Genomic DNA, 25,428 nt, shown 5'->3' on the forward strand with positions numbered 1-25,428 from the left:
GGCGATTCATCCCCTTTTCGACACAACTTCACACAAACCACTTGCACGATCAATCTTATGGTATACCATCAGACCAAATACAACCCCACCAACAATCTGATCAAGAACCCGGGAGCCATTCATGAGTTTCGAAATTCGCAAAATCGTCAGCTACCTCGAAGAAACCCTGATCGAAGGCGGCAAGGCCACCGACACCCCGGTGACCATGGTCGGCTTGGCCGTAGTGATGAAAAACCCATGGCTGGGTCGCGGTTTCGTCGAAGACCTGAAACCGGAAATCCGCGCCAACTGCTCCGATCTGGGCGCGATGATGGTCGAACGCCTGACCGGCCTGATCGGCGGCGCCGACAAGATCCAGGCCTACGGCAAGGCCGCCGTGGTCGGTGCCGACGGTGAAATCGAACACGCCTCGGCCGTCATCCACACCCTGCGCTTCGGCAACCACTACCGCGAAGCCGTGAAAGCCAAGAGCTACCTGAGCTTCACCAACAAGCGCGGCGGTCCGGGCACGTCGATCCAGATCCCGATGATGCACAAGGACGACGAAGGCCTGCGCTCGCACTACATCACCCTGGAAATGCAGATCGAAGACTCGCCGCGTGCCGACGAAATCGTCGTGGTACTGGGCGCGGCCAACGGCGGCCGTCTGCATCCGCGCATCGGCAACCGTTACATCGATCTGGAAGAGCTGGCGGCCGAAAAAGCCCAGTAAGCAGCCTCCTCCAATACTAATAAGCAAGGCCTGGGAGCAATCCATGATTCGGCTCACCGCTGAACGCACCCCGGCCGGCACCAGTTATCTGGCGACCGGCCAAGGCCACCCTGTGGTGTTGATTCACGGGGTCGGTCTGAACAAGGAAATGTGGGGCGGCCAGATCGTCGGTCTAGCCCCGCACTATCGCGTCATCGCCTACGACATGCTCGGCCACGGCGCCAGCCCGCGCCCTGACCCGGACACCGGCCTGCCCGGCTATGCCGAGCAATTGCGTGAACTGCTGGAGCATCTGGGCCTGCCCAGCGCCACAGTGATCGGTTTTTCCATGGGCGGCCTGGTCGCCCGTGCCTTCGCCCTGCATTTTCCGCAACATCTGGCAGGGCTGGTCATTCTCAACAGCGTGTTCAACCGCAGCACCGAGCAGCGTGCCGGGGTTATCGCCCGCACCAGTCAGGCTGCCGAACACGGCCCGGACGCCAACGCCGCCGAAGCGCTGTCGCGCTGGTTCAGCAGCGAATATCAGGCGGCCAATCCGGCGCAGATCGCGGCGATCCGCCAGGTACTGGCGAGCAACGATCCGCAGGGCTACCTGACCACCTACAAACTGTTTGCCACGCAGGACATGTACCGCGCCGAGGACCTGGGCAGCATCCACGCCCCGACCCTGGTCGCCACCGGCGAACTGGACCCCGGTTCGACCCCGGACATGGCCCGGCAACTGGCGCTGCGCATTCATGGCGCGCAGGTGCAGATACTTGCCGAACAGCGGCATATGATGCCGGTAGAGTCGCCGCGTCTGGTCAACCAGATGCTGCTGGATTTTCTCAAGCAGGCAGACGCGCAAAACCAATCGGCAAAGGGGATCGTGGCATGAGTCTCACCCGTTTTCAGATGTGCATCGGCGGTGAATGGGTCGATGCGCTGTCCGGCAAGACCTTCGAGAGCCTCAACCCGGCACTGGCGCAACCCTGGGCCGAACTGCCCGACGCCGCCGAGGCCGATGTCGAGCGCGCCGTGCAGTCGGCGCAGGCTGCCTTCGAAAACCCGGCCTGGCGCAAGCTCAGCGCCACCGCGCGCGGCAAGCTGCTGCGCCGCCTGGGCGATCTGATCGCCGAGAACAAGGAGCATCTGGCCCAGCTGGAGAGCCGCGACAACGGCAAACTGATCCGTGAAACCCGTGGTCAGGTCGGTTATCTGCCGGAATTTTTCCATTACACCGCAGGCCTTGCCGACAAGCTCGAAGGCGGCACCCTGCCGCTGGACAAGCCGGACCTGTTTGCCTACACCGTGCACGAACCGATCGGCGTGGTGGCCGGGATCATTCCGTGGAACAGCCCGCTGTACCTGACCGCGATCAAACTGGCGCCAGCGCTGGCCGCCGGCAACACCATCGTGCTCAAGCCGTCGGAACACGCTTCGGCGACCATTCTGGAGCTGGCCCGTCTGGCCCTGGAAGCCGGCATTCCGCCGGGCGTGGTCAACGTCGTCACCGGTTACGGCCCGAGCACCGGCGCCGCCCTCACCCGCCATCCGCTGGTGCGCAAGATCGCCTTCACCGGCGGTGCGGCCACGGCGCGGCATGTGGTGCGCAGCAGCGCAGAAAACTTCGCCAAGCTGTCGCTGGAACTGGGCGGCAAATCGCCGAACATCATTTTTGCCGACGCCGATCTGGACAGCGCCATCAACGGCGCCGTCGCCGGGATTTACGCGGCTTCCGGCCAGAGCTGCGTGTCTGGCTCGCGCTTGCTGGTGCAGGACGAAATCTACGACGAATTCGTCGACCGTCTGGTCGCCCGCGCCCAGCGCATCCGCATCGGCAACCCGCAGGACGACAGCAGCGAAATGGGCCCGATGGCCACCGCCCAGCAACTGGCCGTGGTCGAAGGTCTAGTGGCCGATGCCCTGGCCGAAGGCGCGCGCCTGCGCACCGGCGGCAAGCGTCCGCAACTGGACAACGACGGCTGGTTCTACGAGCCGACGCTGTTCGAGTGCGACCGCAATTCGATGAAGATCATGCAGGAAGAAGTCTTTGGTCCGGTCGCCTCGGTGATCCGTTTCAAGGACGAAGCCGAAGCGCTGGCCATCGCCAACGACTCGCAATTCGGCCTGGCCGCCGGCATCTGGACCCGTGATCTGGGCCGCGCCCACCGCCTTGCCCGTGACGTGCGCTCCGGCATCATCTGGGTCAACACCTACCGCGCGGTTTCGGCCATGGCGCCGATCGGCGGCTTCAAGAACAGCGGCTACGGTCGCGAGAGCGGTATCGATTCGGTACTGGCCTACACCGAGCTGAAAACGGTGTGGATCAACCTCTCGCAAGAACCGATGCCCGATCCTTTCGTGATGCGTTGAGTGAGGCACCCCACATGATCGAACCCGGCATTTACAAAGACGTGATGGGCTCCTTCCCCTCCGGCGTCACGGTGGTCACCACCCTGGACCCGGACGGCGGCATCGTCGGCATCACCGCCAGCGCGTTCAGCGCGCTGTCGATCGACCCGGCACTGGTGCTGTTCTGCCCCAACTATGCGTCGGACACCTACCCGGTGCTGCGCGACAGCAAGCAGTTCGCGATTCATCTGCTATCGGCGGACCAGAAAGCCGAAGCCTACGCCTTTGCCGGCAAGGGCAAGGACAAGGCCAAAGGTATCGACTGGCACCTGAGTGAGCTGGGCAACCCGCTGCTCAGTTCGTCGTCACGGATCAAGGCCACGGCGATCATCGAGTGCGAGCTGTGGCGCGAGTACGACGGCGGCGACCACGCGATCATCGTCGGCGCGGTGAAGAACCTGATCCTGCCCGACGAGCCGGTCACGCCGATGGTCTATCACAAGGGCAAGCTGGGACCGTTGCCGGCGCTGGGCTGAAATCGGCAAAAAAGAGGTGAATCAGGCCCGTCGGCAACGTCGGGCTTGCTGGTTGGCGTGACGTAGCGTGATAAACTCGCGACGTTTTGGCCTCAAGGCCCCTAATCACCCAGGACTGTCGCGACGATTGCGCAGACAGCCTTTCAAGAGCGGACTCCATGAAACGCCTGCCACTCGACGACAGCTTCAAGGTCAATCGCAACCCCGTTACCCTGCGGGAAATCGTGCTGGACAAACTGCGCAGCGCGATCATGAATTTCCAGCTGCTGCCCGGTGATCGTCTGGTCGAACGCGACCTGTGCGACCGTCTCGGCGTCAGCCGCACGTCCGTACGCGAAGCCCTGCGTCACCTGGAATCCGAAGGTCTGGTGGAATTCGCCGACGCCAAAGGGCCGCGCGTGGCGATCATCACCCTGGAAGACGCCTGCGACATCTATGAGCTGCGTTGCGTGCTCGAAGGGCTGATCGTTCAGCTGTTCACCCTGCGCGCCAAGGCCAAGGACATCCGCGCCCTGGAAAAAGCACTCAACGAAAACAGCGAAGCGCTGAAAGAAGGCGACCTGCAGCAGGTGCTCGATTCGGTTCAAGGCTTCTATGACGTGCTGCTGGAAGGCTCCGGCAACCATGTTGCCGCCACCCAGTTGCGCCAGTTGCAGGCGCGCATCAGCTACCTGCGGGCGACCTCGGTGTCCCAGGAAAACCGCCGCGGCGCGAGCAACCGGGAAATGGAGAAAATGGTCGAGGCGATCAAGAGCGGCGACCCGCTGGCCGCCCACCAGGCCTCGGTAGACCACGTGCGCAGCGCGGCCAAAGTGGCGCTGGACTACCTCAAATCCAAACAGGACGATGGCAGCACCGTGCGTGACATCGTCGAACCCGTGGTTCTCAGGGAACCGCGCATAGGACACTGACATGCCCGCCCCGCGCTTTTGTCCGCAATGTGGCAGCGCCGACCTGGTCCGGCGCGTTCCTGATGGAGACACCCACGAGCGGCTGATGTGCGGGAGCTGCCAGTACGTCCATTACATCAATCCGAAAATCATCGCCGGCTGCATCATCGAGCGCGAAGGCAACTACCTGCTCTGCCAGCGCGCCATCCCACCACGCCCCGGCACCTGGACCCTGCCCGCAGGCTTCATGGAAGCCGGAGAAACCACCGAACAGGCGGCGCTGCGTGAAGTCTGGGAAGAAAGCGGCGTACGCGCCGAGATCGTCTCGCCCTACTCTATCTTCAGCGTGCCGCAGATCAGCGAGGTGTACATCGTCTTCCGCGCCATCGCCGTGGAAGTCACCGACCAGTTCGGCCCGGAAACCCTCGCCTGCCGCTTCTTCGCCCCGGAAGACATTCCGTGGGACAGCATCTACTATCCGGCCATCCGACAGATCCTTGAGCGCTACATCGCCGAGCGTCAGGCGGGGGTGTACGGGATTTATGTGGGGAATGATGATACGGGTAAGGTGCATTTTATTCGGTGATGGCCGGACTTTCTCAGCCCCCATCTGCAATACAACTCACCAGGCACCGTAGGGAATTCCGTGCTTCTCTACATAGGCTTTTGCGGCGGGCTCTAATGGCCGGTATACACCACCCGACCTTCCTTGATAGGGGCCCAGAGGTTCCACCTCGCCCTGAACACGAGCAATAGGTATCGCTGGGAAACAGCTACCACTCACCCAGACCTTAACAATACCTCCCGGAGCCAGCATCACTGCCAAAGAGTCGCGGTACTCGTCAAGCCAGCCGGAGATAGGACAATCAACACGTTCGCGCTTGCGCATCAGGTCACGTGTTGAAGCCGGTATATCTACCGTTGCACGATAAGTTTGTGGTTCGGATAACGACTGCCAACGAATAAATTATCTTTGCGGCAGCTCGGCATATTGAACTTTACTTTTTCCGAGAATGTATGGCCCTAACGCTCGCTTAGGATTTCCTGTGCCGTCGATAGGTTGCCAAATCGCAACGAGCCCCCGCATTGCGCCCGTGTAGGAGTCTCCATTTATATCTGTGAAGTCTGCGGTCTCTAGCCAAACGTCCATATAATCGGGTGCCAAAAATCCAAGGTGCCACCCAGAATAGGGGATCGATGGTTCCGCCGCTCCTGCATTGCACAAATAGAATAATGATATGAGCAGCCACAGTCTGGCTTTTTTCATCAAGCGCCCCACCTGCAATGTAAATCACCAAGAACCATAGGGAATTCCATGCTTCTCGACATAGGCTTTCGCGGCGGGCTCTAATGGCCGGTATACACCACCCGACCTTCCTTGATAGGGGCCCAGAGGTTCCACCTCGCCCTGAACACGAGCAATAGGTATCGCTGGGAAGCAGCTACCACTCACCCAGACCTTAACAATACCTCCCGGAGCCAGCATCACTGCCAGAGAGTCGCGATACTCGTCAGCCCAGCCAGTGATAGCGCAGTTGACCCGTTCGCGTTTGCGCATCAGCTCACGCGCTGACGCTGGAATGTCTACAGTCGCTCGATAAGTCTGGGGTTCCGCTAGAGACTGCCAGCGTACAAATAGCTGTTGCGGTAGTTCGGCAAACTGATCCATTCCTTTTCCAAGAATATACTGCTGCGGTGGCCGCGTTGGATCACCCGAGCCATCATCGGGTTGCCAAATTGATACAAGCCCACTCATTGCTTCCATGTATACGTCTCCCCGCATATCAATAAAGTCTGCAGTTTCCAACCAAACATCCATATAGTCTGGCGCTACGAAACCTAGATACCAAGACGAATAAGGTGTTGGCGGTTCCGCCGCTCCTGCCTTACATAAGCAGAACAGTGTTATCAGCAGCACCCATATTGCTTTCATCAAGCGCCCCATCCGCAATGCAACTCACCAGGAACCATAGGGAATCCCATGCTTCTCGACATAAGCTCTCGCGGCGGGCTCTAATGGCCGGTATACACCGCCCGATCTTCCTTGATAGGGGCCCAGAGGTTCCACTTCACCCTGAATGCGAGCAATTGGTATTGCTGGAAAGCAACTGCTACCAACCCAAACCTTGACGATACCTCCTGGTGCCAGCATTACGGCGAGGGAGTCTCTGTACTCATCAGCCCAGCCCGTGATAGCACAATTCACGCGTTCACTTTTACGCATCAACTCACGGACAGACGCGGGAATATCAATTGTGGCGCGATAAGTCTGCGGCTCCGCTAATGACTGCCATCGCACGAATAATTGTTTAGGTAATTCTGTGAACTGCTGGATGCCTTTCCCTAGCAAATATTTTCCCAATGTACGCGTTGGATCACCTGTGCCGTCTTCAGGTTGCCAGATAGCGACAAGCCCTCTCATGGCGCCCGTGTAGGAGTCTCCATTTATATCTGTGAAGTCTGCGGTTTCTAGCCAAACATCCATATAATCGGGTGCCAGAAATCCAAGGTGCCACGATGGATATGGCATCGATGGTTCAGCCGCTCCTGCATTGCACAAGTAGAGCAAGGATATGAACAGCCACAGCCTTGCTTTCATCAAGCGCTCCACCCGCAATGCAACTCACCAGGAACCATAGGGAATCCCATGCTTCTCGACATAGGCTTTCGCGGAGGGCTCTAAAGGCCGGTATACACCGCCTGATCTTCCTTCATAGGGGCCAAGAGGCTCAACTTCACCCTGGACACGGGCAATCGGTATCGCTGGGAAACAGCTACCACTCACCCATACCTTGACGATACCGCCAGGAGCCAACATTACCGCCAAAGAGTCGCGGTACTCGTCAAGCCAGCCGGAGATAGGACAATCAACACGTTCGCGCTTGCGCATTAGTTCACGAACTGAAGCCGGAATGTCCACCGTCGCACGGTAAGTCTGCGGTTCGGCTAGGGATTGCCATCTTACGAATATTTTTTGCGGCAATTCGGCAAATTGGTCGATTCCGCTGCCCAAAATATAGGGGCCCAACGTCCGCTTGGGGTTTCCTGATCCGTCGTCAGGTTGCCAGATGGAAACCAGCCCTCGCACTGCGCTTGTATAAAGCTCTCCATGTATATCAGTGAAGTCTGCCGTTTCTAACCACACATCCATGTAATCTGGTGCGACAAACCCAAGGTGCCAGGATGGGTACGGCATTACCGGTTCCGCCGCTCCTGCCTCGCATAGGTAAAATAGAGCTACGAGCAGCCACAAGCCTCCCTTCATTGTGCACCCCGCTTGAGATTAGGATGGCGCGCCCGTTTCCCGGATGAGGTGGGGCGATCAACACGGTGTACTTCCAGAGCGCCGCTCATGCCGTGGTAGACATTCCAGTTGTCCGACTGATGTAAGTAGTGGGCCCGAAGCATCGCGTGCTCGGTGGCGCTCAAAACGATTGCGCGGCCCAGTTCAGCGCCTCCCATCATTTTCTGGGCAATCGACTGCAATGGTCCCGGGATGGTTAGCTCGGTGTCAGCATGGGTTATGGCCCTGAACGCAGCCCCCGCCTTGACCGACAACGCATGCATGATCTGCAAGGGAATGCGCCCATACTCGCCACGCACCTGACGCTCCAAACGCACTTGGGCATAGACGTTCTTGCGCCGCAACGGACTTTCAGTGGAGCGAATCGAATGAATGTCGATGTAGAGCCGCCCGTTGGGTTGGTTAGGGTCGATCAGACCGTACTGCTTCCAGTGTTCCAGCGCGGCGGCGGCCTGACGATAGGCATCAGACTCTTCGTCAGGTAACTGTTTGTCGACTTGGCTGTAGAAAGACCGTGTCAGCAATAGTTGCTCTGTCACGGTCGGCGGATAATTGCCACCCAAGTCGCCGTGAGCCCCCGGCAGGACGATATCGTGAAATTCGGGCTGGACGCTGTTGAGAGAAAAGTTATGGCGACGCTCATCGACAGCCACCAGATGAATCACCTTTTCGGCACAACCGGGGGCGAGATACAGGTTGATGTTGCCGTTATCCGCATCGTTCACGTCCCAACCATCGGTTGCAGATCCAATAGCAGCGACAGTATCAAACAGGCCGAGCACGCCGATTTGGAGAGAATCGCCAACCTGCCAGTGAAAGTTCGGTGTCAGCGGTGTTTTTGCAACGGACAGCGCACTAGCAAGCATTGATGTGCGACCACGTACCAGATCATTGAGGCAATGCCTTGCAGCAGCAGCGCCACGACTGAAACCAAACAGATCTACTTTTATACAAGCTATCTGAACTGCAGGATTGTTACCGACAAGCTGACGGATAGATTGCACAGCTCTCTTAACAGCAAACTTCACTTGTTCCTCTATGCCACGCTCTCCTCTGCCCAGAGCCATATCGGGAAAGGTGACATCCGGGCTACTAGTCTGAGTACCTACTCCTGGGGCATACGTCCGAATACAAATCTGACTCTGCGCCGAATGGGCAGCACCGTAGGTATCGTCATTATAAAGCTCATACAACCGCGCAATATTCGTCGGCTGCCGCTGATAACTACTCCTCGGATCACGCTGAAAGTCACGGCAGCGTTTGAGCATCGCGTCCTGGTCTTCCGCTTTGTAGCCCAGTTCTTCTGGACGACACTGAGCCCCAAGCTGTGAGTTCTGCACATTGTCCCCCGTGCCATCGAAGAACAGCCCCAGACGCAAGGTGATACCGGTCTCTTCCAGTTCTTCCTCTTCTTCCTCCTCTTCCAGCAGGCTCTCGGCAACGGGCTGTTGAGCACTTTTCAGTGAAGGTTTAACGGAGGGTGCCGTAGCTTTAACAGACGTCGAAGCCAGAGCCGTTGCCGGAGCCTGGGGCGCGGCGCGAACAGGGGCAGAAACAGCAGCAGTGCGTGAGTACTGGGTCGTCGAGCCATACGCCACATGGTTTGGGCATCCGCAGTTGACCCGGTCGCCCGTGGCGACGAAAGCCCGGTGTTCTTCAGTCCAGTCGGACGCGGTGCCAATAAGGGGGAATGCGCCTTTGCACTTGCTGCACGTCGCAAGGTCACCCGTTCGGGCAATCGCTCTTCGGTCTTCAGACCAGGTGGTGGTGGCGGTAATGACGAAGCCGAAGGTGGTTTGGTCGCCGAGGCGGACGAGTGCGCGCAATTGAAATCCCTCTGCATTGACGAATTGAATCAGTCGTCCCTGATTGAAAAATCGGGGGATGCGAGGTTATCCGCAGCGTCAGTGCCACCGCTGTAGGACGCGTCTGAATTTTCGGGATTTGCGCTGATATTCCTGTCAATCGAGTCGAGCAGCGTCCTCTCATTAACGGAGAAAAGGGCTGACTGTAGGACGTTTCTGAATTTCTCCAACAGTCTTGTTTGGCCAAAACCTCGACGCTAGTCTCCCTGCCGTCGCTGATCTCAGCGACCGGATTTAGCGATCCGACACACCCGAGGCGCATCAGCGTTTGTACCGTGCATTAAGCTTATTGCTTCAAGTGCGCGCGTTATGGCGGCTGTGCGTCGGAGACCTTCGGGTCTGCCGGTATCCTTGGGGCCGGTTCGCTAACCTTCGCACAGCCGCCACCCTTATCCGTTTAGCGACGTCGGGTGACGGCCCTAACCCCTAGGAGCTTTCCCCATGCAGGCATCGCAAACCGAACACTCTCCCTCTGCCCCCTCCACTGACCTCCGGGGGATAAGGCCATGCTGACCGAGTGCTTTGAAACCCACCTGTTCAGACGCTACCACCGCAAACTCCGTGCTTTTCAACTCGACAATCAAGGCTGGTTCTGCCTCGCCGACGTAGCCCTCCTGATGGGCAAGACCCTCGATGAACGCTCTACAAAAAAGCTCGACCCTGACCAATGCCGTACGGCCTGGATCAAATGCTACGAGCATTGGAGCAAGCAACTGCTGATCAGTGAGTCCGCGCTCTACACCTTTCTCGCTCGCCATTACATTCCGGAAAACCGTGCGCTCAGGTACTGGCTGACCTATGAGGTGCTGCCAGTGTTACGCGACAAACCACAACCCGACGCGCCGAGCCTTGGGCTGATGAAATGGTCGAAAAATCGGGTGAAGTTGCTGGCATGGCGCGGGGAATATTGGGTGAGGTTGCGGGATGTGCCGGAGGTAATTGGTGAACCGTCGACAGTCTTCAAAAGCAAGGTTGTCGCTGGATGGCGGATGGTGTTGAGCCGTGCGCTGGAACGCATACGCTCGGGTGGTCGGTTTTTCTGAAGGCCTGGAGTCAGCGGAGACAAGACTGAGGAGTGTCAGAAGAAGAGCTCTGGCAGAGCCCTCGTTCCTCCACAGCCCCCGGCAACCAAACCGCGTCTAAAGCATGACCACCCGCAATGACGTCAGGTTGGTCAATGCGGTTCCAACCTGACGGACGTATTCGCGAGCAGATCACCCGCTCTGTGTTCTGCCCGCTGAAACCGCGCCTTGCCCGACGCCTTGGCTTGCAGCATCGCCGAATCCGCCGCCAGCACCAGACTGGCGGCATCGCGACCGTCGCGGGGAAATTCGGCGATGCCGATGCTTACGCCGAGCTTCAGATCGGGGAATCCGCTCAGCAGGCTGGTCCTGGCCACGTTCAGCAGGCGTTCGGAGATCTGTTCGACTTCCGTTCCGGTGGAACGGGTGAGCATGACGAATTCATCGCCGCCCAGACGCGCCAGGCGGTCATCGCCACGGATCGCCCTGCCCCAGTTATTAGCAAGCATTTTCAGCAATTCGTCGCCCACCGCGTGGCCATGCACGTCGTTGACCTGCTTGAAGCCGTCCAGATCCAGGTAGAGCAAGGTGAACGCGCCTTTCTGCCGGCCGTCCGCGCGGAGGATTTCATTGAGCGACCACTCGAAGGCGCGCCGGTTGAGTAATCCGGTCAGTGAATCGTGTTCGGATTCATATTCCAGATTGCACAGCAGTCTGGAACGAACCTCCATCGTGCGCTGCAAACGCACGGCCACGAACAGCAGAAACAGCACATGGCCGACGCTGATCAGCAAGCCCATGGCAAACCAGGCCGAGGACTCGATCTGCAGCGACTGCGCGTGTCGCCAGATGAACAGCATCAGCCCGGACATGGTCAGCCAGGAAAACAACGACACCCCGAGCAGGGTGGTGAAACGATGACGAAGATGGCGAACCAGATCTTCCCGACGAACCTTCACGATGCAGCCCTCTGGCAGTCATTCACGCCGTGGCCCGAAGGCTGGCGGCGGCAGCATAAAGAGCGCGTGTGAAGGCGTCCAATTCCAAATAATGACTGGCTGATTGAGGCGCTCGATCAGTCGTAGCAGTCCAGCTTGCCGGCGGTGACGTGCGCAATATCGCAACCGCCGGCAAGCCGGACTGCTACGGGATGGGGGTGGTCGTGCCCTACCCCGCAAACCCTTCGACAATCACGATTTCGGCATGGGCGGCGCCCTGGCGGTGGCTCATGGCTTCCTGGTATTCGGGCGAGTGGTAGCAGGCCAGTGCCTGTTCGTAGGATTCAAATTCGATGACCACGGTACGTTGCGGGGTCTTGCGGCCTTCCAGGGCTTCGGCGCGGCCGCCGCGGGCGAGGAACTTGCCGCCGTATTTGGCGAAGGCTGCCGGGCCGCGTTGGGTGTATTCGCTGTATTGCGTCGGGTCGTTGATGTCTACGTGGGCAATCCAGTAAGCCTTCATCGTGTTCTCGCTCAAAGTGACGGTTTCAAAAAGGTTCGATCTGTGAAATATTCTGTCTTATGGTATACCACGATTTTCACCCCATAGAACAGAGATCCCCAGTATGGCGTTCGACCGCATCGAAGACATCCTCGAAGACTACCGCCAAGGCAAGATGGTCCTGCTGGTGGACGACGAAGACCGCGAAAACGAAGGCGACCTGCTGCTCGCCGCCGATCGCTGCACGCCGCAGGCGATCAGTTTCATGGCCAATGAAGCCCGTGGCCTGATCTGTCTGACCCTGACCGACGAGCATTGCCAACGCCTGGGTCTGGAGCAGATGGTGCCGAGCAACGGCAGTGTGTTCTCCACCGCCTTTACCGTGTCCATCGAAGCGGCCACGGGCGTGACCACCGGCATTTCCGCCGCTGACCGCGCCCGTACGGTTCAGGCCGCGGTCGCGGTCGATGCCAAGGCCGAAGACCTGGTGCAACCCGGGCATATCTTTCCCCTGCGCGCCCGAGAAGGTGGCGTGCTGACCCGCGCAGGCCATACCGAAGCCGGTTGCGACCTGGCGCGGCTGGCCGGTTTCACCCCGGCGTCGGTGATCGTCGAGGTGATGAACGACGACGGCAGCATGGCACGCCGTCCGGACCTGGAACGCTTCGCAGCGAAACACGGTATCCGCATCGGCACCATCGCCGATCTGATTCACTATCGTTTGAGCACCGAACACACCGTGGTGCGTATCGGTGAACGTGAGCTGCCGACCGTACACGGCACCTTCCGCCTGATCAGCTATGAAGACCGCATCGAAGGCGGCGTGCATCTGGCCATGGTCATGGGCGAGGTGCGCCGCGAGGAGCCGACGCTGGTGCGCGTGCATGTGGTCGACCCACTGCGCGATCTGGTCGGCGCCGAGTACACCGGCCCGGCCAACTGGACGCTATGGGCCGCCCTGCAAAAGGTCGCCGAAGAAGCCCGTGGCGTCGTTGTGGTGCTGGCCAGCCATGAATCGTCCCAGGCGCTGCTGGAGCGAATCCCGCAGCTCACTCAGCCACCGCGCCAGTACACCCGCTCGCAATCGCGAATTTACTCGGAAGTCGGCACCGGGGCGCAGATCCTGCAAGACATCGGCGTCGGCAAATTGCGTCACCTCGGCCCGCCGCTGAAGTATGCCGGCCTCACCGGCTACGATCTGGAAGTGGTTGAAAGCATTCCGTTTTCCGGCTGAAAAACAGCGCTGCACAGGCTGAAGCGTTTCACCGGTGAATATGCCTTTGGCCCTGTAAACACAGGGCCTTCATGACAAAAAAATTCCAAAAAACGCGGTATACGAAGCGGCAAAGTGCTTGCAGAAAGTTTGGAATACCATAATATGACATTCCGTAGGCCGAAGCTTTTTTCGTCAGGTGCGCCCGCCAGGGACAGCACAAACAAAAGCCCCTGACAGGCCCCGTTTTTCAAGGTCCGAGGACGTCACCGTCCAGAGGCCCACTGCTCCCGACAGGCGGGCAACAAAGCAGCCCGCTCAAAAACACAACAAATGAGGGCGTGAAAATGGTGTTGATTCAACGTGCAACAGCGGTCCTGACAGCGGGTGTGTTGGCGCTCTCATGTCACGCAGCGATGGCTGCCGACAGCGTCAATTTCGTCAGCTGGGGTGGTTCCACCCAGGACGCGCAGAAAGAAGCCTGGGCCAATGCCTTCACCAAGAACACCGGCGCGGCCGTGGTTCAGGACGGCCCGACCGACTACGGCAAACTCAAGGCCATGGTCGAGAGCGGCAACGTGTCGTGGGATGTGGTCGACGTCGAAGCCGACTTCGCCCTGCGTGCCGCCAGCGAAGGCCTGCTGGAGCCACTGGACTTCAACGTGGTCAAGAAAGACCGCATCGACCCGCGCTTCGTCTCCGACCACGGTGTCGGCTCCTTCTTCTTCTCCTTCGTGCTCGGCTACAACGAGAACAAGCTCGGCAAGGCCAAGCCTGAAGACTGGTCGGCGCTGTTCGACACCAAGACCTACCCCGGCAAGCGCGCGCTGTACAAATGGCCGAGCCCCGGCGTGCTGGAACTGGCCCTGCTGGCCGACGGCGTGCCGAAGGACAAGCTCTATCCGCTGGACCTGGACCGCGCCTTCAAGAAACTCGACACCATCAAGAAAGACATCGTCTGGTGGGGTGGCGGCGCGCAATCCCAGCAACTGCTGGCCTCGGGCGAAGCGTCGCTGGGCCAGTTCTGGAACGGTCGTACCTACGCGCTGGAACAGGATGGCGCACCGGTGGGCGTGAGCTGGAAGCAGAACCTGGTCATGGCCGATTTCCTCGTGGTGCCCAAAGGCGCGAAGAACAAGGACGCTGCCATGAAGCTGATCGCCGAGGCTTCCAGTGCCAAGGGCCAGGCCGATTTCTCCAACCTGACCGCCTATGCGCCGGTCAACCTGGACAGCGTGCAGCGCCTGGACTCGGCTCTCGCGAAGAAGCTGCCTACCGCCTATCCTGACGATCAAATCACTCTCGACTTCGCGTACTGGGCCAAGAACGGTCCGGCCATCGCGACACGGTGGAACGAATGGCTGGTCAAGTAAAAATGACGGCCATCGCGTCCCGTCAATCCAACCCGGCCGGTGGTGCGTCCAGCACCGCCGGCGCGGCATCCACCCAGGCCGTGACGATGAAGCAGGCAGTCCCGTTGTCGCAACGCTGGAAAGGCAGCCGCAACCTGCTGCCGGCCCTGCTCTTTCTTGGTCTGTTTTTCTTCGCGCCCCTGATCGGCCTGCTGTTGCGCGGCGTGCTGGAGCCCACGCCCGGCCTTGGCAATTACGAACAACTGTTCGCCAACTCGGCGTACGCCCGGGTGCTGTTCAACACCTTCTCGGTGGCCGGTCTGGTAACCCTGTTCAGCCTGTTGCTGGGCTTTCCGCTGGCCTGGGCAATCACCCTGGTGCCGCGCGGCTGGGGTCGCTGGATGCTCAACATCGTGCTGCTGTCGATGTGGACCAGCCTGCTGGCGCGCACCTACTCCTGGCTGGTGCTGCTGCAGGCGTCCGGGGTGATCAACAAGGCGCTGATGGCAATGGGCATCATCGATCAGCCGCTGGAGATGGTGCATAACCTGACCGGCGTGGTGATCGGCATGAGCTACATCATGATCCCGTTCATCGTACTGCCGCTGCAGGCAACCATGGCCGCCATCGACCCGATGGTGCTGCAGGCCGGTTCCATCTGTGGCGCGAGCCCGTGGACCAACTTCTTCAAGGTGTTCCTGCCGCTGTGCCGTTCGGGGCTGTTTTCCGGCGGGTTGATGGTGTTCGTGATGTCGCTGGGTTACTACGTGACCCCGGCTCTGCTCGGCGGCGCTCAGGACATGATGCTGCCGGAATTCATCGTCCAGCAGGTGCAATCGTTCCTCAACTGGGGTCTGGCCAGTGCGGCCGCCGCGTTGCTGATCGTGATCACTCTGGTGCTGTTCTACTTCTACCTCAAGCTGCAGCCGGAATCTCCGGTCGGCTCCAACCACGCGAGGTAAACCGCCATGCTCCTGACACCCAATGCCATGAGCCCGCGCCTGCGCTGGGGGCTGTATTCGGTCACCGGGCTGATCGCGCTGTTCCTGTTGCTGCCGATCGTGTTTATCGTGCTGCTGTCGTTCGGCTCGTCCCAGTGGCTGGTGTTTCCGCCGCCGGGCTGGACCTTCAAGTGGTATGTGCAGTTCTTCGGCAACCCGGAATGGATGGCAGCCGCCTTCGCCAGCCTGAAAGTCGCGGTGCTGACCACGATCTGCGCCGTGGCTCTGGGCCTGCCGACCGCCTTTGCTCTGGTGCGCGGGCGTTTCCCGGGCCGCGACATGCTCTACGGCATCTTCACCCTGCCGATGATCGTGCCGCTGGTGATCATCGCGGTGGCGGTCTATGCGCTGTTTCTCAAGCTCGGCTACACCGGCACGCTGTTTTCCTTCGTGGTCAGCCACGTGATTGTCGCGTTGCCGTTCACCATCATCTCGATCATCAACTCGCTCAAGCTATTCGATCAGTCGATCGAAGACGCAGCAGTGATCTGCGGCGCCTCTCGGATGCAGGCGGTGTTCAAGGTGACCTTTCCGGCGATCCGTCCGGGCATGGTCGCCGGCGCCCTGTTCGCCTTTCTGGTGTCGTGGGATGAAGTGGTGCTCAGCGTGATGATGGCGAGCCCCACCCTGCAAACCCTTCCCGTCAAGATGTGGACCACTTTGCGCCAGGACCTGACTCCGGTGATCGCCGTCGCCTCGACGCTGCTGATCGGCCTGTCCGTTCTGGTCATGTTTATCGCCGCGACCCTGCGTCGCCGCAACGAAGCGAGGATGCCTTCATGAGTGCCGTGATCAAAGATGCCGCGCAACAGCCCCAAACCCTGGTCAGCCTGCGCAACCTGAACAAGCATTACGGCGATTTCGCTGCGGTGGACAACATCTCCCTGGACATCCAGGACGGCGAATTCCTGACCTTCCTTGGCTCCAGCGGCTCGGGCAAGAGCACCACGCTGTCGATGCTGGCGGGTTTCGAAACCCCAAGTTCCGGCGAGATTCTGGTGGCTGGCAAATCGCTGGTAAACGTACCGCCGCACAAGCGCGACATCGGCATGGTGTTCCAGCGTTATTCACTGTTTCCGCACCTGTCGGTGCGCGACAACATCGCCTTCCCCTTGGCCATCCGCAAACTGGCGGCGGCCGAACGGGACAAGCGCGTCGACGCCATGCTCAAGCTGGTGCAACTGGACAAGTTCGCCCACCGCCGCCCTTCGCAACTGTCCGGCGGCCAGCAACAGCGTGTGGCCATCGCCCGCGCGCTGGTCTATGAGCCACGCATCCTGCTGATGGACGAACCCCTCGGCGCGCTGGACAAAAAGCTGCGCGAAGACCTGCAGGACGAACTGCGCCAACTGCACCGCCGCCTGGGCATCACCATCGTTTACGTGACCCACGATCAGGAAGAAGCCATGCGCCTGTCCCAGCGCATCGCGATCTTCAGCCACGGCAAGATTGTCGGTCTGGGCAGTGGTTATGACCTTTACCAGAATCCACCGAATGCCTTTGTCGCCTCGTTCCTTGGCAACTCCAACTTCCTGCGGCTCAAGGCCCAGGGCAATGCGGTGGCGACGTTCGAGGGTCAAGCGCTGTCGATCCGCCTGACGGCGGGTCTGCAAACCGGCCAGGATGCGTTGTTGATGGTGCGTCCAGAAAAGGCGTTGGCGTTGAGCGTGGAACAGGCCGCACAGCAACCGCTGCCGACCGGCTGGAACGAAGTCGCGGCGAAAGTGGGTGAAGTGCTGTTCCTCGGCGAAAGCCAGACCTGCACGGTGATGACGACAGGCGGCACATCCATGACCGTCAAAGCCCTGTCCGCCGCCGGCATGCCGCTCAAGGCGGGGGATCCGGTGCGAGTGCGCTGGGCTACGGCGGACGCCTGCGTGTATACCGAATGGGCGGAGAGCGACCTGAACAAGGCGGCGGGGGCACATTGAGGCTACACGGGGGCATTTGGCGAAGACCGTTGCCCCACAGGGTTACCCAGTGACTTCACAGATTCTGCTGTCCTGAGAAACACCATCAGACAACACATCCGTGGGAGGGAGCCCTGCTCGCGAAAGCGTCAGCCCGGACAATCCTGTGCGGCCTGATCTACCGCTATCGCGAGCAGGGCTCCCTTGTCGTTCTACGGTGAGGCCCGGCCCCTTTGGTTACCCGCAACCTCTGTAGCAGTCCGGCTTGCCGGTGGTGGCGGTTTCAAGGACGCCATCGCGGACAAGCCCGCTCCCACAGGAGAAATGCGATCACTCACAAACGCCAGGTCGGACGTTAGTCCGCCTCGGCGCGAGATTTTGATCTGGCTTTTGATCTTGATCTTGGAGCCCCGTTCCAGAAGGCCGAACGCAGGCGACGCGCAGTGGGCCGAGCGACAAGATGTCGCGAGAGCCGCGTGGGCCATGGATGGCCCATTCGCGGCGGGCCCACGGAGTGTCGCCGGAGTGAGGGCATGCCGAGCCTGGGCGAGGCACCGTATGGCGGGGTAAGAAGCCCTTGGTTACTTGGGGCTTTTCCAAGTAACTCGCCGTGAGGCGAAACAGGGCTGCGTTAGCAGCCATAGCGATACATCAGACAAGCCAAGGACGCAGGTTTTACGACGACTTCGTCGCCGATCGCGGGCAAGCCACGCTCCTACACGGTCTCGTAACTCGCCGTTAGGCGAAACAGAGCTGCGTTAGCAGATCAGCAATCAATCAGACAAACCGAGTGCACAGGTTTTACGACGACTTCGTCGCCGGTCGCAGGGCAAGCCAGCTCCTACAAGGGGCCGCGTAACTTGCCGGGGACGAAAGCAGGCTGCGTCAGCCGCCAATGCGAACCGCCAAGAACAACCACCCGCAATCTCACCTATGCTCTGAAGACCCGCGCCCGCCCACGTGCAGTCCAGGAGCTTCCCTCATGAACATACTGCCCGGTCTGTGCGCCCTGCTGCTGACTGCTTGTTGTACGTCAGCCATTGCCGAAGATTGGCAACTGGCCAAGGAAGAAGACGGCATCAAGGTCTACCTGACCCATTCCCCCGATTCGCAATACCAGAGCTTTCGCGGCGTTGCCCGGATCAAGGCCGACGTCCCGACCCTGACCCGCCTGCAGGAAAACCTCACCATCGGCTGCACCTGGCTGTACACCTGCGCCGACATGCGCCTGGTGAAAATCGATGGCGATACCATCTACGTCTACCTGACCACCGCCCTGCCCTGGCCCGCCAGCCCGCGGGACATGGTGCTGCAAGTGCAGACCGAACAACTGGACAACGGCGCGATCATCCGCCACCTGAGCGCCGCCAACGGCATGGAGCCACCGGTGCCGGGCATGATCCGCGTCGAGCAGTTGCAAGGGGTATGGATGATGGTGCCCAAAGGTGAGCGGGATACCGAAGTGACCTACCAGTTGAAGGCCGAACCCGCCGGGTATATACCGCCGTGGCTGGCCAACCGGTTCGTGACCGATATACCGATGAAGACGCTCAAGGTGCTGCGTGCGGTGGCGGAGCGCCAGGGTGGGCATTCGGCGGACATAGAAGACAAAACACAAAAGCCCTGATGCGAATCCCCCCTGTGGGAGCGAATTCATTCGCGATGCGATATGACCGACCACGGATGTGCATCGGCCGGAATACCTTTCGCGAATGAATTCGCTCCCACAGTTTGTTACGCGTCAGTCAGTTGAAGGGTGTTGACGCGAAATCGGCACATCACTCGGCAAACCCCAACCGCGCCGCCTTGGCCCGCTCTGCACGGCCACGGGTCGCCAGGCAGTAATACAGCGGGCAGGTCACCAGCAGCCCGGCCAGCCACGACAGGTCGACACCTTCCAGATAATTGGCATACGGCCCGACATACAACGCGGTGTTGGCGAACGGCAACTGCACGATGATGCCGATGAAATACGCCACGATCGCATGCAGGTTGAAACGGCCGTAGATGCCGCCATCGGCGCTGAAAATCGAAGCGATGTCATAGCTGCCGCGCTTGATCAGGTAGAAATCGATCAGGTTGATCGAGGCCCACGGCACCAGCACGATCAGCAGGGTCAGGATCAGGCCGATGAATTCCTTGATGAAGTCACCGGAAGCCCCCACCGCCGTCAGGCAGCAGCCCGCCAGAATCACCGCAGCCAGGATCACCCGCACCTTGATGCTCGGCGTCCAGTTGCCGGCGAAGGTCTGGATCGAGGTGACGATGGACAGCACCGCGCCGTACAGGTTGAGGGCGTTGTGGCTGATGATGTTGAGCAGGAACAGCAGCATCAGCACCGGCCCGAGCACGCCGGTCGCTTGCTTGACCGCCACCATGGCTTCGGTGCCTTCCGGTGTCGCCAGCACAGCAACTGCACCGAAACTGAACGACAGCGTGGTGCCCAGGGTTGCGCCGAAAAACGTCGCCCAGAATGGCTTGGCGATACCGATATCGCTCGGCAGGTAACGCGAATAGTCCGAAACATAAGGCGAGAAGCTGATCTGCCAGATGATGCCCAGGCACATCGTCGCCAGCAGGCCGGACAGGTTGAAACCGCCACGGCTGAAGAAGTCCGCCGGCAACGGCTGGCTGAACATCATGATGAAACCGGCCAGCAACGCTGCGCCCATGACCCAGGTGCCGATGCGGTTGAGGGTATGAATGAAGCGGTAGCCGATCACACCGATGGCCGTGGCACTCAGCGCACCGATGACGATGCTCAGTGGTAATGGCACTGCCGGCGCCATGCCGTGGATCGACTGCCCGGCCAGAACGATGTTGGAAATAAAGAAACCGACGTAGATCAGCGCGGCGAAAAACACGATCAGCAACGCGCCGTAACGACCGAACTGGCCACGGCTTTGCACCATCTGCGGAATGCCCATGCGCGGGCCCTGAGCCGAAGCCAGGGCAATGAACACGCCGCCGATCATGTGGCCGAGGGCAATGGCGATCAGCCCCCAGAGCAGATTCAGGTGGAACACCTGCACCACCATCGCCCCGGTCACGATCGGCAGCGGCGCGATGTTGGTGCTGAACCACAGGGTGAAGAGGTCACGCGCCCTGCCGTGGCGCTCGGCGAGCGGCACGTAGTCGACGGTGTGATTTTCAATCAAAGGGGTGGCGTTACCGCCGTGGGAATCGGATGTAGTCATCGTTTTGCCTGAGTTCTTGTCGTTGTTCTTGAGTAGTGACGAGCTAAAACCATGAAGCGAACTCGGCATGCCTGACGACAAGCCTCAATGCGCGCTTTTCAACGCCGCAAACACCTCCCTGCACTCACGAGCGACATCACGATATTATGGTATGCCAAGATTTTACAACCACCTGACATCGCTTTTTTCCAATCCCGCAAGGTTCAGATGCCATTGGAAAAACCGGTTCAGCAGCGTCTGAAACGCCGGTTTGCAAGGGCCTCACGCCAGCAGCGCCCATCACCGCCGAACCTTGATGAAAGAAAAAATACTTGCACGATCAGTATTACGGTATACCATCAGACACATAAAAACCTTCCACCTTCGGCACCGAACCGCAGAGGTAGCAAAATGATCGACGCAAACGCCTATAAAAACGTCATGGGCTCCTTTCCCTCCGGCGTGACCGTGATCACCACCCTCAACGATGAAGGTGAAGTGGTCGGCCTGACTGCCAGCGCGTTCAGCTCTCTGTCGATGGACCCGCCGCTGGTGCTGTTCTGCCCCAACTACAGTTCCGACTCCTACCCTACGCTGATCAAGAACAAGCGTTTCGCCATTCACCTGCTCTCCGGCACCCAGCAAAGCGAAGCCTATGCGTTCGCCCGCAAGGGCAAGGACAAAGCTGCCGGCATCGAGTGGACCCTGAGCGAGCTGGGCAACCCGCTGCTGGCGAACGCCACGGCGATCATCGAATGCGAACTGTGGCGCGAATACGAAGGTGGTGACCACGCCATCATGGTCGGCGCAGTGAAGAATCTGATCGTGCCGGAACAACCGGCCAGCCCCATGGTGTATTGCCGCGGAAAGATGGGCGCCCTGCCCGCGCTGGCTTGAAACCTGACGATACGAAGTCTTACGGTATATCGAACAAACGCCTGACCACTGACGCAGTGGACGGCCAATAAATCCGAGGTAAGCGTCATGAAATTTTCGTTGTTCGTACACATGGAACGCTGGGACGAATCCGTCAGCCATCGCCAACTGTTCGAGGATCTGACCGAGCTGACGCTGATGGCGGAGAAAGGCGGTTTCAGCACCGTGTGGATCGGCGAACACCACGCCATGGAATACACCATCTCGCCGAGCCCGATGCCGCTCTTGGCGTACCTGGCCGGCAAGACCAGCACCATCCATCTCGGCGCCGGCACCATCATCGCGCCGTTCTGGCACCCGCTGCGGGTGGCCGGTGAATGCGCTCTGCTCGACGTGATCAGCAACGGCCGCATGGAAGTCGGTCTGGCCCGTGGCGCCTATCAGGTCGAATTCGACCGCATGGCCGGCGGCATGCCCGCGTCCGAAGGCGGCAAGGCCCTGCGCGAGATGGTCCCGGTGGTCAAGGCCCTGTGGCAGGGTGACTACGCCCACGACGGCGAAATCTGGAAATTCCCTACCTCCACCAGTGTGCCGAAACCGGTGCGCACCCCGCCGATGTGGATCGCCGCCCGCGACCCGGATTCGCACCATTTCGCGGTGAAAAACGGCTGCAACGTGATGGTCACGCCGCTGATGAAGGGCGACGAAGAAGTGGTCGACCTGAAGAACAAGTTCGAAGCTGCGCTGGCCGCCAACCCGGACGTGCCGCGCCCGCAACTGATGGTGCTGCGTCACACCCACGTCCACGCCGACAACGATCCGGAAGGCTGGAAAGTCGGTGCCAAGGCCATTGCCAAGTTCTACCGCACCTTCGATGCCTGGTTCGGCAACAAGACCACGCCGGTCAACGGCTTCCTTACACCGAGCCCGGAGGAGAAATTCGCCGAGCGTCCGGAATTCGCCCTGGAAAGCCTGCACAAGACCGCCATGATCGGCACCCCGGAAGAAATCATTCCGCGCATCAAGTACTACCAGGAACTGGGCGTCGACGAGTTCAGCTTCTGGTGCGACAACAGCCTGCCCCACGCCGAAAAGAAGAAGTCCCTGGAGCTGTTCATCAAGCACGTGGTGCCTGCATTTCGCTGATTGAGTTTCACGCTTCACCGCCATGCCGCAGCCCCTGCTGCGGCATGGTTCATTCTGCGGCTCGGCATTCGCCCACACAGAGCGAACGTTCAAAGATCGCCCCTTCGATACCCAGCACCTCGCCATTGCCTGCGTAGATGCCGACGCCCTTCTCCCAGACATTCTTGACCGATGCGTCGGCGCAACGAATCCGATAGCTCAACTCGAATGGCACCTGCCGCGCCAATGCGTACTGCACCTCGCGCCAGACGTAATCGGCATCGTCCGCCAGAATCAGGCTGTTGTAGGTAAAGTCGTGGTTGTCCACCAACCGCTCCGCCGGGTAACCGGTGAGTTGCAGGCAACCGGCGCTGACGAATTCCATGGTCCAGTCACGGTTGTTGCGCCCGCGATAGATCAGCCCCGGCATGCTGTCGAGCAGGCTCATGGCGCTGCGCTGGCTGGCTTGCAGTGCGGTTTCCCGGCGCTTGTGCGCAGTGATGTCGCCGATCACCAGGCTGAACCCTGTTGGCACCGACTTGAGCCCCACTTCGCACCAGCGCAGATCGCCGTCCGGGTGGATGAAACGCAAGCGCTGCCTGAACGCGGTTCCTGGATGACGGCGCAGTTGCCCCAGCGCCTGCAACCACAGCAACCGGTCTTCGTGGTGCACGTAATCGACGACATGGCGACTCAGCGCCGAGGCGCCCATCAACTCCTCCCAAGCCTGATTGCAACGGCTGATCTGGCCACTGTCCGTCAGCTCGAGCAGGGCCACGGCAAAGTGGTCCAGCACCGCTTCTGGACCGGCCCTGAACAACCTGTCGCGCAGGACGCTGTCGTCGCTCATTCAGTGATGCTCCTCTTTTCTGGAGGCCGTCGCGTTGTGCACCCACGCCGCCAATTCCAGACGCGAGTGCAGATTGAGTTTCTGCAGCAGGTTCTTCACGTAAATCTTCACCGTGCCGTCGCTGATGCCCAACTCGCGACCGATCTGCTTGTTGCTCATGCCGGCGGCAATCAGGGTCAGGGTCTGGCCTTCGCGCTCGGTCAGGCTGCCCAGATCCAGATCCGGCTCCAGCCGTTGCGGACCGGGCGCAGGCGCCTCCTGTGCGGCCAGCAGCGACACCAGCGAATCGTCCAGAACGATCGCACCGGCGTTGCAATTGCGCATGTACGCCAGCAGCGCATCGGGTTCGGTTTCCTTGAGCACATAGCCCCTGGCCCCCAGACGCAGCGCCGACAGCAGTTCACTGCGGTCCATGGACGCGGTGAGCACCACCACCTGGCAGCCCAGGCGCAACTGGCGCAGCTCATCGAGCACCTGCAACCCGCTCAGGCCAGGCATGTGCAGATCCAGCAGCACCTGTTGCGGCGCCAGGCTCACGGCCAGATTGATGCCTTCCCGGCCACTGGCGGCCTGCCCCACCACCTCAAAGTCGTCGCTGGCGCTGAACAGCTGCGCCAGACCCTTGCGGAACAGCGGGTGATCATCGATCAGTAACAAGGTCGTGGCGTGCATCGTGACTCCCGGAAAAATCAGCGTGAGGGCGGACCAGCCCCAGGTGGACGCGCACACCGTGGGGCTGGATCGGTTCGATCACCAGCCGTGCGCCGATACTGGCGGCGCGCTCGCGAATGATCGCCAGGCCAAAATGATTGTCTTCGCCGGAGGCCGGGCTCAGGCCGATGCCGTCATCTTCGACCGACACCAGCGTGTCGCCCGCCTGGTTCTGGCGCAGTTCGATGCGCACGTGCCGGGCATGGGAATGGCGCACGGCGTTGGTCAGCGCTTCACGAACAATCTGCAAAATCTGCAGTTCGGTTTCCGGGCTCAGGGCGTTGTCGGGCAGGCGGTTGTCCAGTTCAAAGACGATGATGCAGCGCCGGGAAAACTCGGCTACCGAGTCGGCCAGCGCCTGACGCAGCGATCGCCCGTCCATGGTCAGCCGGGCGCTGGTGATCAGTTCGCGGACTTGCCGCTGCAATTGGCTCAAGCCGTTGCGCAACTCGGTCAGCGAGGTACCGGCCAGCTCCGCATCCGCCAGGCGGGTCTGCACCAGCCGCGCCTGAAACGACAGATAGCCGAGTTGCTGGGCCACCGAATCGTGCAGCTCACGGGCCAGCGCGCCGTGTTGCGCGGTGGCCTGCTGGCGCTGTTGCTCACGACGGTGTCGCAACAACTGCACGGTCACCCCCAGCCCCTGGCTCAGCTCCCCGAGCATCTGCCGCCAGAAATGCCCCGCAGGGGTAGGTGTGTCGAGCAGCACCACCGCGCTGCCCGGCACGCTGTCTTCAGGCAGCGCACAGACCAGGCGATGCACACCCCGTTGCCGGCATGGCGCGCAGGACAAGGGAGATGTCGCCACTGCCGAGCCCGTACGCCACGGACAATCGGCGCGGCTTTCGCAGTCGACGGTCAACGCCCGGCGCGCTGGCCCCAAGTCTTCATCAGTCTGAAGCAGATTGAGCCTGACCTCCGGCTGCAGCGCCTCAAAACGGTCCAGGAAGCGTGGCAAGGCACCGTCGGCGTGCATCAGGCACAGCGGCAGCTGCGTCAGCAACGTGCGCATCTCGCGCGCCTGTCCGGGGCTGACGCGCCGAAACCAGCGTGGCCACCACTTCGCTCGTGTCTGCACTCTCGAATGTTCCTTTTTCATTGAGTCGCTTGC

At 60.4% G+C, this 25,428-nt stretch carries 26 protein-coding genes; 15 read left to right on the forward strand and 11 right to left on the reverse strand.

Annotated elements, in window-relative coordinates:
- Positions 1 to 121: 121 nt before the first annotated feature.
- The 6 genes from ACIPL0_RS07895 to ACIPL0_RS07920 all read left to right on the forward strand — a co-directional run bounded on the left by ACIPL0_RS07895 (position 122) and on the right by ACIPL0_RS07920 (position 5,058).
- Entirely contained in the window at positions 122 to 712 is a 591-nt protein-coding gene (locus ACIPL0_RS07895; RefSeq protein WP_400595354.1) for an amino acid synthesis family protein, read from the forward strand.
- Between the two features lie 43 nt (positions 713 to 755).
- Positions 756 to 1,589 carry an alpha/beta fold hydrolase gene (locus tag ACIPL0_RS07900; RefSeq protein WP_400595352.1) on the forward strand — a complete coding sequence of 278 codons (834 nt, stop codon included), beginning with the start codon at positions 756 to 758 and terminating at the stop codon, positions 1,587 to 1,589.
- Positions 1,586 to 3,067, forward strand: a complete 1,482-nt coding sequence (locus tag ACIPL0_RS07905; RefSeq protein WP_400595350.1) for an aldehyde dehydrogenase — start codon at positions 1,586 to 1,588, stop codon at positions 3,065 to 3,067. Before ACIPL0_RS07900 ends, ACIPL0_RS07905 begins: the two co-directional genes overlap by 4 nt.
- Before the next feature lie 14 nt (positions 3,068 to 3,081).
- Positions 3,082 to 3,582: a flavin reductase family protein gene (locus ACIPL0_RS07910; protein WP_400595348.1), complete on the forward strand. Its 501-nt coding sequence runs from the start codon at positions 3,082 to 3,084 to the stop codon at positions 3,580 to 3,582.
- A 158-nt stretch (positions 3,583 to 3,740) separates the two neighbouring features.
- Positions 3,741 to 4,493: a GntR family transcriptional regulator gene (locus ACIPL0_RS07915; protein WP_400595346.1), complete on the forward strand. Its 753-nt coding sequence runs from the start codon at positions 3,741 to 3,743 to the stop codon at positions 4,491 to 4,493.
- A 1-nt stretch (position 4,494) separates the two neighbouring features.
- The gene (locus tag ACIPL0_RS07920; RefSeq protein WP_400595344.1) at positions 4,495 to 5,058 is read left to right on the forward strand and encodes an NUDIX hydrolase; all 564 of its coding nucleotides are present in this window, start codon (positions 4,495 to 4,497) and stop codon (positions 5,056 to 5,058) included.
- Between the two features lie 36 nt (positions 5,059 to 5,094).
- Here the strand turns inward: ACIPL0_RS07920 and ACIPL0_RS07925 are convergent, their stop codons facing one another.
- The 5 genes from ACIPL0_RS07925 to ACIPL0_RS07945 form a co-directional block, all read right to left on the reverse strand.
- Positions 5,095 to 5,436: a DUF2931 family protein gene (locus ACIPL0_RS07925; protein ID WP_400596030.1), complete on the reverse strand. Its 342-nt coding sequence runs from the start codon at positions 5,434 to 5,436 to the stop codon at positions 5,095 to 5,097.
- Positions 5,437 to 5,763: 327 nt separating this feature from the next.
- A complete protein-coding gene (locus ACIPL0_RS07930; RefSeq protein WP_400595342.1) occupies positions 5,764 to 6,405 on the reverse strand; it encodes a DUF2931 family protein in 642 nt (213 codons plus the stop codon).
- A 24-nt stretch (positions 6,406 to 6,429) separates the two neighbouring features.
- A complete protein-coding gene (locus ACIPL0_RS07935; protein ID WP_400731508.1) occupies positions 6,430 to 7,071 on the reverse strand; it encodes a DUF2931 family protein in 642 nt (213 codons plus the stop codon).
- A 24-nt stretch (positions 7,072 to 7,095) separates the two neighbouring features.
- The gene (locus tag ACIPL0_RS07940; protein ID WP_400595338.1) at positions 7,096 to 7,668 is read right to left on the reverse strand and encodes a DUF2931 family protein; all 573 of its coding nucleotides are present in this window, start codon (positions 7,666 to 7,668) and stop codon (positions 7,096 to 7,098) included.
- Positions 7,669 to 7,733: 65 nt separating this feature from the next.
- Complete coding sequence (locus tag ACIPL0_RS07945; protein WP_400595336.1) at positions 7,734 to 9,602, reverse strand: phospholipase effector Tle1 domain-containing protein; 1,869 nt, start codon at positions 9,600 to 9,602, stop codon at positions 7,734 to 7,736.
- 545 nt (positions 9,603 to 10,147) lie between these two features.
- Here ACIPL0_RS07945 and ACIPL0_RS07950 point away from each other — a divergent pair.
- The gene (locus tag ACIPL0_RS07950) at positions 10,148 to 10,684 is read left to right on the forward strand and encodes a Bro-N domain-containing protein (protein WP_400595334.1); all 537 of its coding nucleotides are present in this window, start codon (positions 10,148 to 10,150) and stop codon (positions 10,682 to 10,684) included.
- Positions 10,685 to 10,815: 131 nt separating this feature from the next.
- Here ACIPL0_RS07950 and ACIPL0_RS07955 read toward each other — a convergent pair whose 3' ends face one another.
- Positions 10,816 to 11,622 carry a GGDEF domain-containing protein gene (locus ACIPL0_RS07955; RefSeq protein ID WP_400595332.1) on the reverse strand — a complete coding sequence of 269 codons (807 nt, stop codon included), beginning with the start codon at positions 11,620 to 11,622 and terminating at the stop codon, positions 10,816 to 10,818.
- Between the two features lie 208 nt (positions 11,623 to 11,830).
- Positions 11,831 to 12,124 (reverse strand): DUF1330 domain-containing protein, encoded by a 294-nt coding sequence (locus ACIPL0_RS07960; RefSeq protein WP_400595330.1) that lies wholly within the window; start codon positions 12,122 to 12,124, stop codon positions 11,831 to 11,833.
- Positions 12,125 to 12,227: 103 nt separating this feature from the next.
- Between ACIPL0_RS07960 and ribBA the strand changes: the two genes are divergently transcribed.
- From ribBA to ACIPL0_RS07990, 6 genes are all read left to right on the forward strand, one after another.
- Positions 12,228 to 13,337 carry a bifunctional 3,4-dihydroxy-2-butanone-4-phosphate synthase/GTP cyclohydrolase II gene (gene ribBA / locus ACIPL0_RS07965; RefSeq protein ID WP_400595328.1) on the forward strand — a complete coding sequence of 370 codons (1,110 nt, stop codon included), beginning with the start codon at positions 12,228 to 12,230 and terminating at the stop codon, positions 13,335 to 13,337.
- Positions 13,338 to 13,663: 326 nt separating this feature from the next.
- The gene (locus ACIPL0_RS07970; protein WP_400595326.1) at positions 13,664 to 14,689 is read left to right on the forward strand and encodes an ABC transporter substrate-binding protein; all 1,026 of its coding nucleotides are present in this window, start codon (positions 13,664 to 13,666) and stop codon (positions 14,687 to 14,689) included.
- Positions 14,674 to 15,630: an ABC transporter permease gene (locus ACIPL0_RS07975; protein WP_400595324.1), complete on the forward strand. Its 957-nt coding sequence runs from the start codon at positions 14,674 to 14,676 to the stop codon at positions 15,628 to 15,630. Before ACIPL0_RS07970 ends, ACIPL0_RS07975 begins: the two co-directional genes overlap by 16 nt.
- A gap of 6 nt (positions 15,631 to 15,636) precedes the next feature.
- The gene (locus ACIPL0_RS07980; RefSeq protein WP_400595322.1) at positions 15,637 to 16,452 is read left to right on the forward strand and encodes an ABC transporter permease; all 816 of its coding nucleotides are present in this window, start codon (positions 15,637 to 15,639) and stop codon (positions 16,450 to 16,452) included.
- On the forward strand, positions 16,449 to 17,600 hold the full coding sequence (locus ACIPL0_RS07985) for an ABC transporter ATP-binding protein (RefSeq protein WP_400595320.1): 1,152 nt from the start codon (positions 16,449 to 16,451) through the stop codon (positions 17,598 to 17,600). Before ACIPL0_RS07980 ends, ACIPL0_RS07985 begins: the two co-directional genes overlap by 4 nt.
- A 961-nt stretch (positions 17,601 to 18,561) precedes the next feature.
- Entirely contained in the window at positions 18,562 to 19,206 is a 645-nt protein-coding gene (locus ACIPL0_RS07990; RefSeq protein WP_400595318.1) for an START domain-containing protein, read from the forward strand.
- A 151-nt stretch (positions 19,207 to 19,357) separates the two neighbouring features.
- Here ACIPL0_RS07990 and ACIPL0_RS07995 read toward each other — a convergent pair whose 3' ends face one another.
- Positions 19,358 to 20,776 carry a purine-cytosine permease family protein gene (locus ACIPL0_RS07995; RefSeq protein ID WP_400595316.1) on the reverse strand — a complete coding sequence of 473 codons (1,419 nt, stop codon included), beginning with the start codon at positions 20,774 to 20,776 and terminating at the stop codon, positions 19,358 to 19,360.
- 390 nt (positions 20,777 to 21,166) lie between these two features.
- On the opposite strand from ACIPL0_RS07995, the gene ACIPL0_RS08000 reads away from it, so the two are divergent.
- Both ACIPL0_RS08000 and ACIPL0_RS08005 read left to right on the forward strand, forming a co-directional pair.
- On the forward strand, positions 21,167 to 21,652 hold the full coding sequence (locus ACIPL0_RS08000; RefSeq protein ID WP_400595314.1) for a flavin reductase family protein: 486 nt from the start codon (positions 21,167 to 21,169) through the stop codon (positions 21,650 to 21,652).
- An 87-nt stretch (positions 21,653 to 21,739) separates the two neighbouring features.
- Positions 21,740 to 22,777: an LLM class flavin-dependent oxidoreductase gene (locus tag ACIPL0_RS08005; RefSeq protein WP_400595312.1), complete on the forward strand. Its 1,038-nt coding sequence runs from the start codon at positions 21,740 to 21,742 to the stop codon at positions 22,775 to 22,777.
- 49 nt (positions 22,778 to 22,826) lie between these two features.
- Here the strand turns inward: ACIPL0_RS08005 and ACIPL0_RS08010 are convergent, their stop codons facing one another.
- The 3 genes from ACIPL0_RS08010 to ACIPL0_RS08020 are packed head-to-tail and all read right to left on the reverse strand — an operon-like array spanning position 22,827 to position 25,329.
- Positions 22,827 to 23,606, reverse strand: coding sequence for a PAS domain-containing protein (locus ACIPL0_RS08010; RefSeq protein ID WP_400595310.1), 780 nt, complete (start codon positions 23,604 to 23,606; stop codon positions 22,827 to 22,829).
- Entirely contained in the window at positions 23,607 to 24,278 is a 672-nt protein-coding gene (locus tag ACIPL0_RS08015) for a response regulator (RefSeq protein WP_400595308.1), read from the reverse strand.
- Positions 24,247 to 25,329 carry an ATP-binding protein gene (locus tag ACIPL0_RS08020; protein ID WP_400595306.1) on the reverse strand — a complete coding sequence of 361 codons (1,083 nt, stop codon included), beginning with the start codon at positions 25,327 to 25,329 and terminating at the stop codon, positions 24,247 to 24,249. The genes ACIPL0_RS08015 and ACIPL0_RS08020 overlap by 32 nt, the downstream gene beginning before the upstream one ends.
- Between the last annotated feature and the right edge of the window lie 99 nt (positions 25,330 to 25,428).

The organism is Pseudomonas sp. NPDC090208 (assembly GCF_044746785.1).
Taxonomy (GTDB): Bacteria; Pseudomonadota; Gammaproteobacteria; order Pseudomonadales; family Pseudomonadaceae; genus Aquipseudomonas.

What these genes read in the sequence shown, in the direction of transcription:
- ACIPL0_RS07895 (WP_400595354.1), top strand. Translation starts at nt 122, where the DNA reads ATGAGTTTCGAAATTCGCAAAATCGTCAGCTACCTCGAAGAAACCCTG.
- ACIPL0_RS07900 (WP_400595352.1), top strand. Translation starts at nt 756, where the DNA reads ATGATTCGGCTCACCGCTGAACGCACCCCGGCCGGCACCAGTTATCTG.
- ACIPL0_RS07905 (WP_400595350.1), top strand. Translation starts at nt 1,586, where the DNA reads ATGAGTCTCACCCGTTTTCAGATGTGCATCGGCGGTGAATGGGTCGAT.
- ACIPL0_RS07910 (WP_400595348.1), top strand. Translation starts at nt 3,082, where the DNA reads ATGATCGAACCCGGCATTTACAAAGACGTGATGGGCTCCTTCCCCTCC.
- ACIPL0_RS07915 (WP_400595346.1), top strand. Translation starts at nt 3,741, where the DNA reads ATGAAACGCCTGCCACTCGACGACAGCTTCAAGGTCAATCGCAACCCC.
- ACIPL0_RS07920 (WP_400595344.1), top strand. Translation starts at nt 4,495, where the DNA reads ATGCCCGCCCCGCGCTTTTGTCCGCAATGTGGCAGCGCCGACCTGGTC.
- ACIPL0_RS07930 (WP_400595342.1), bottom strand. Translation starts at nt 6,405, where the DNA reads ATGAAAGCAATATGGGTGCTGCTGATAACACTGTTCTGCTTATGTAAG.
- ACIPL0_RS07935 (WP_400731508.1), bottom strand. Translation starts at nt 7,071, where the DNA reads ATGAAAGCAAGGCTGTGGCTGTTCATATCCTTGCTCTACTTGTGCAAT.
- ACIPL0_RS07940 (WP_400595338.1), bottom strand. Translation starts at nt 7,668, where the DNA reads ATGCCGTACCCATCCTGGCACCTTGGGTTTGTCGCACCAGATTACATG.
- ACIPL0_RS07950 (WP_400595334.1), top strand. Translation starts at nt 10,148, where the DNA reads ATGCTGACCGAGTGCTTTGAAACCCACCTGTTCAGACGCTACCACCGC.
- ACIPL0_RS07960 (WP_400595330.1), bottom strand. Translation starts at nt 12,124, where the DNA reads ATGAAGGCTTACTGGATTGCCCACGTAGACATCAACGACCCGACGCAA.
- ribBA (WP_400595328.1), top strand. Translation starts at nt 12,228, where the DNA reads ATGGCGTTCGACCGCATCGAAGACATCCTCGAAGACTACCGCCAAGGC.
- ACIPL0_RS07970 (WP_400595326.1), top strand. Translation starts at nt 13,664, where the DNA reads ATGGTGTTGATTCAACGTGCAACAGCGGTCCTGACAGCGGGTGTGTTG.
- ACIPL0_RS07975 (WP_400595324.1), top strand. Translation starts at nt 14,674, where the DNA reads ATGGCTGGTCAAGTAAAAATGACGGCCATCGCGTCCCGTCAATCCAAC.
- ACIPL0_RS07980 (WP_400595322.1), top strand. Translation starts at nt 15,637, where the DNA reads ATGCTCCTGACACCCAATGCCATGAGCCCGCGCCTGCGCTGGGGGCTG.
- ACIPL0_RS07985 (WP_400595320.1), top strand. Translation starts at nt 16,449, where the DNA reads ATGAGTGCCGTGATCAAAGATGCCGCGCAACAGCCCCAAACCCTGGTC.
- ACIPL0_RS07990 (WP_400595318.1), top strand. Translation starts at nt 18,562, where the DNA reads ATGAACATACTGCCCGGTCTGTGCGCCCTGCTGCTGACTGCTTGTTGT.
- ACIPL0_RS07995 (WP_400595316.1), bottom strand. Translation starts at nt 20,776, where the DNA reads ATGACTACATCCGATTCCCACGGCGGTAACGCCACCCCTTTGATTGAA.
- ACIPL0_RS08000 (WP_400595314.1), top strand. Translation starts at nt 21,167, where the DNA reads ATGATCGACGCAAACGCCTATAAAAACGTCATGGGCTCCTTTCCCTCC.
- ACIPL0_RS08005 (WP_400595312.1), top strand. Translation starts at nt 21,740, where the DNA reads ATGAAATTTTCGTTGTTCGTACACATGGAACGCTGGGACGAATCCGTC.
- ACIPL0_RS08010 (WP_400595310.1), bottom strand. Translation starts at nt 23,606, where the DNA reads ATGAGCGACGACAGCGTCCTGCGCGACAGGTTGTTCAGGGCCGGTCCA.
- ACIPL0_RS08015 (WP_400595308.1), bottom strand. Translation starts at nt 24,278, where the DNA reads ATGCACGCCACGACCTTGTTACTGATCGATGATCACCCGCTGTTCCGC.
- ACIPL0_RS08020 (WP_400595306.1), bottom strand. Translation starts at nt 25,329, where the DNA reads ATGCGCACGTTGCTGACGCAGCTGCCGCTGTGCCTGATGCACGCCGAC.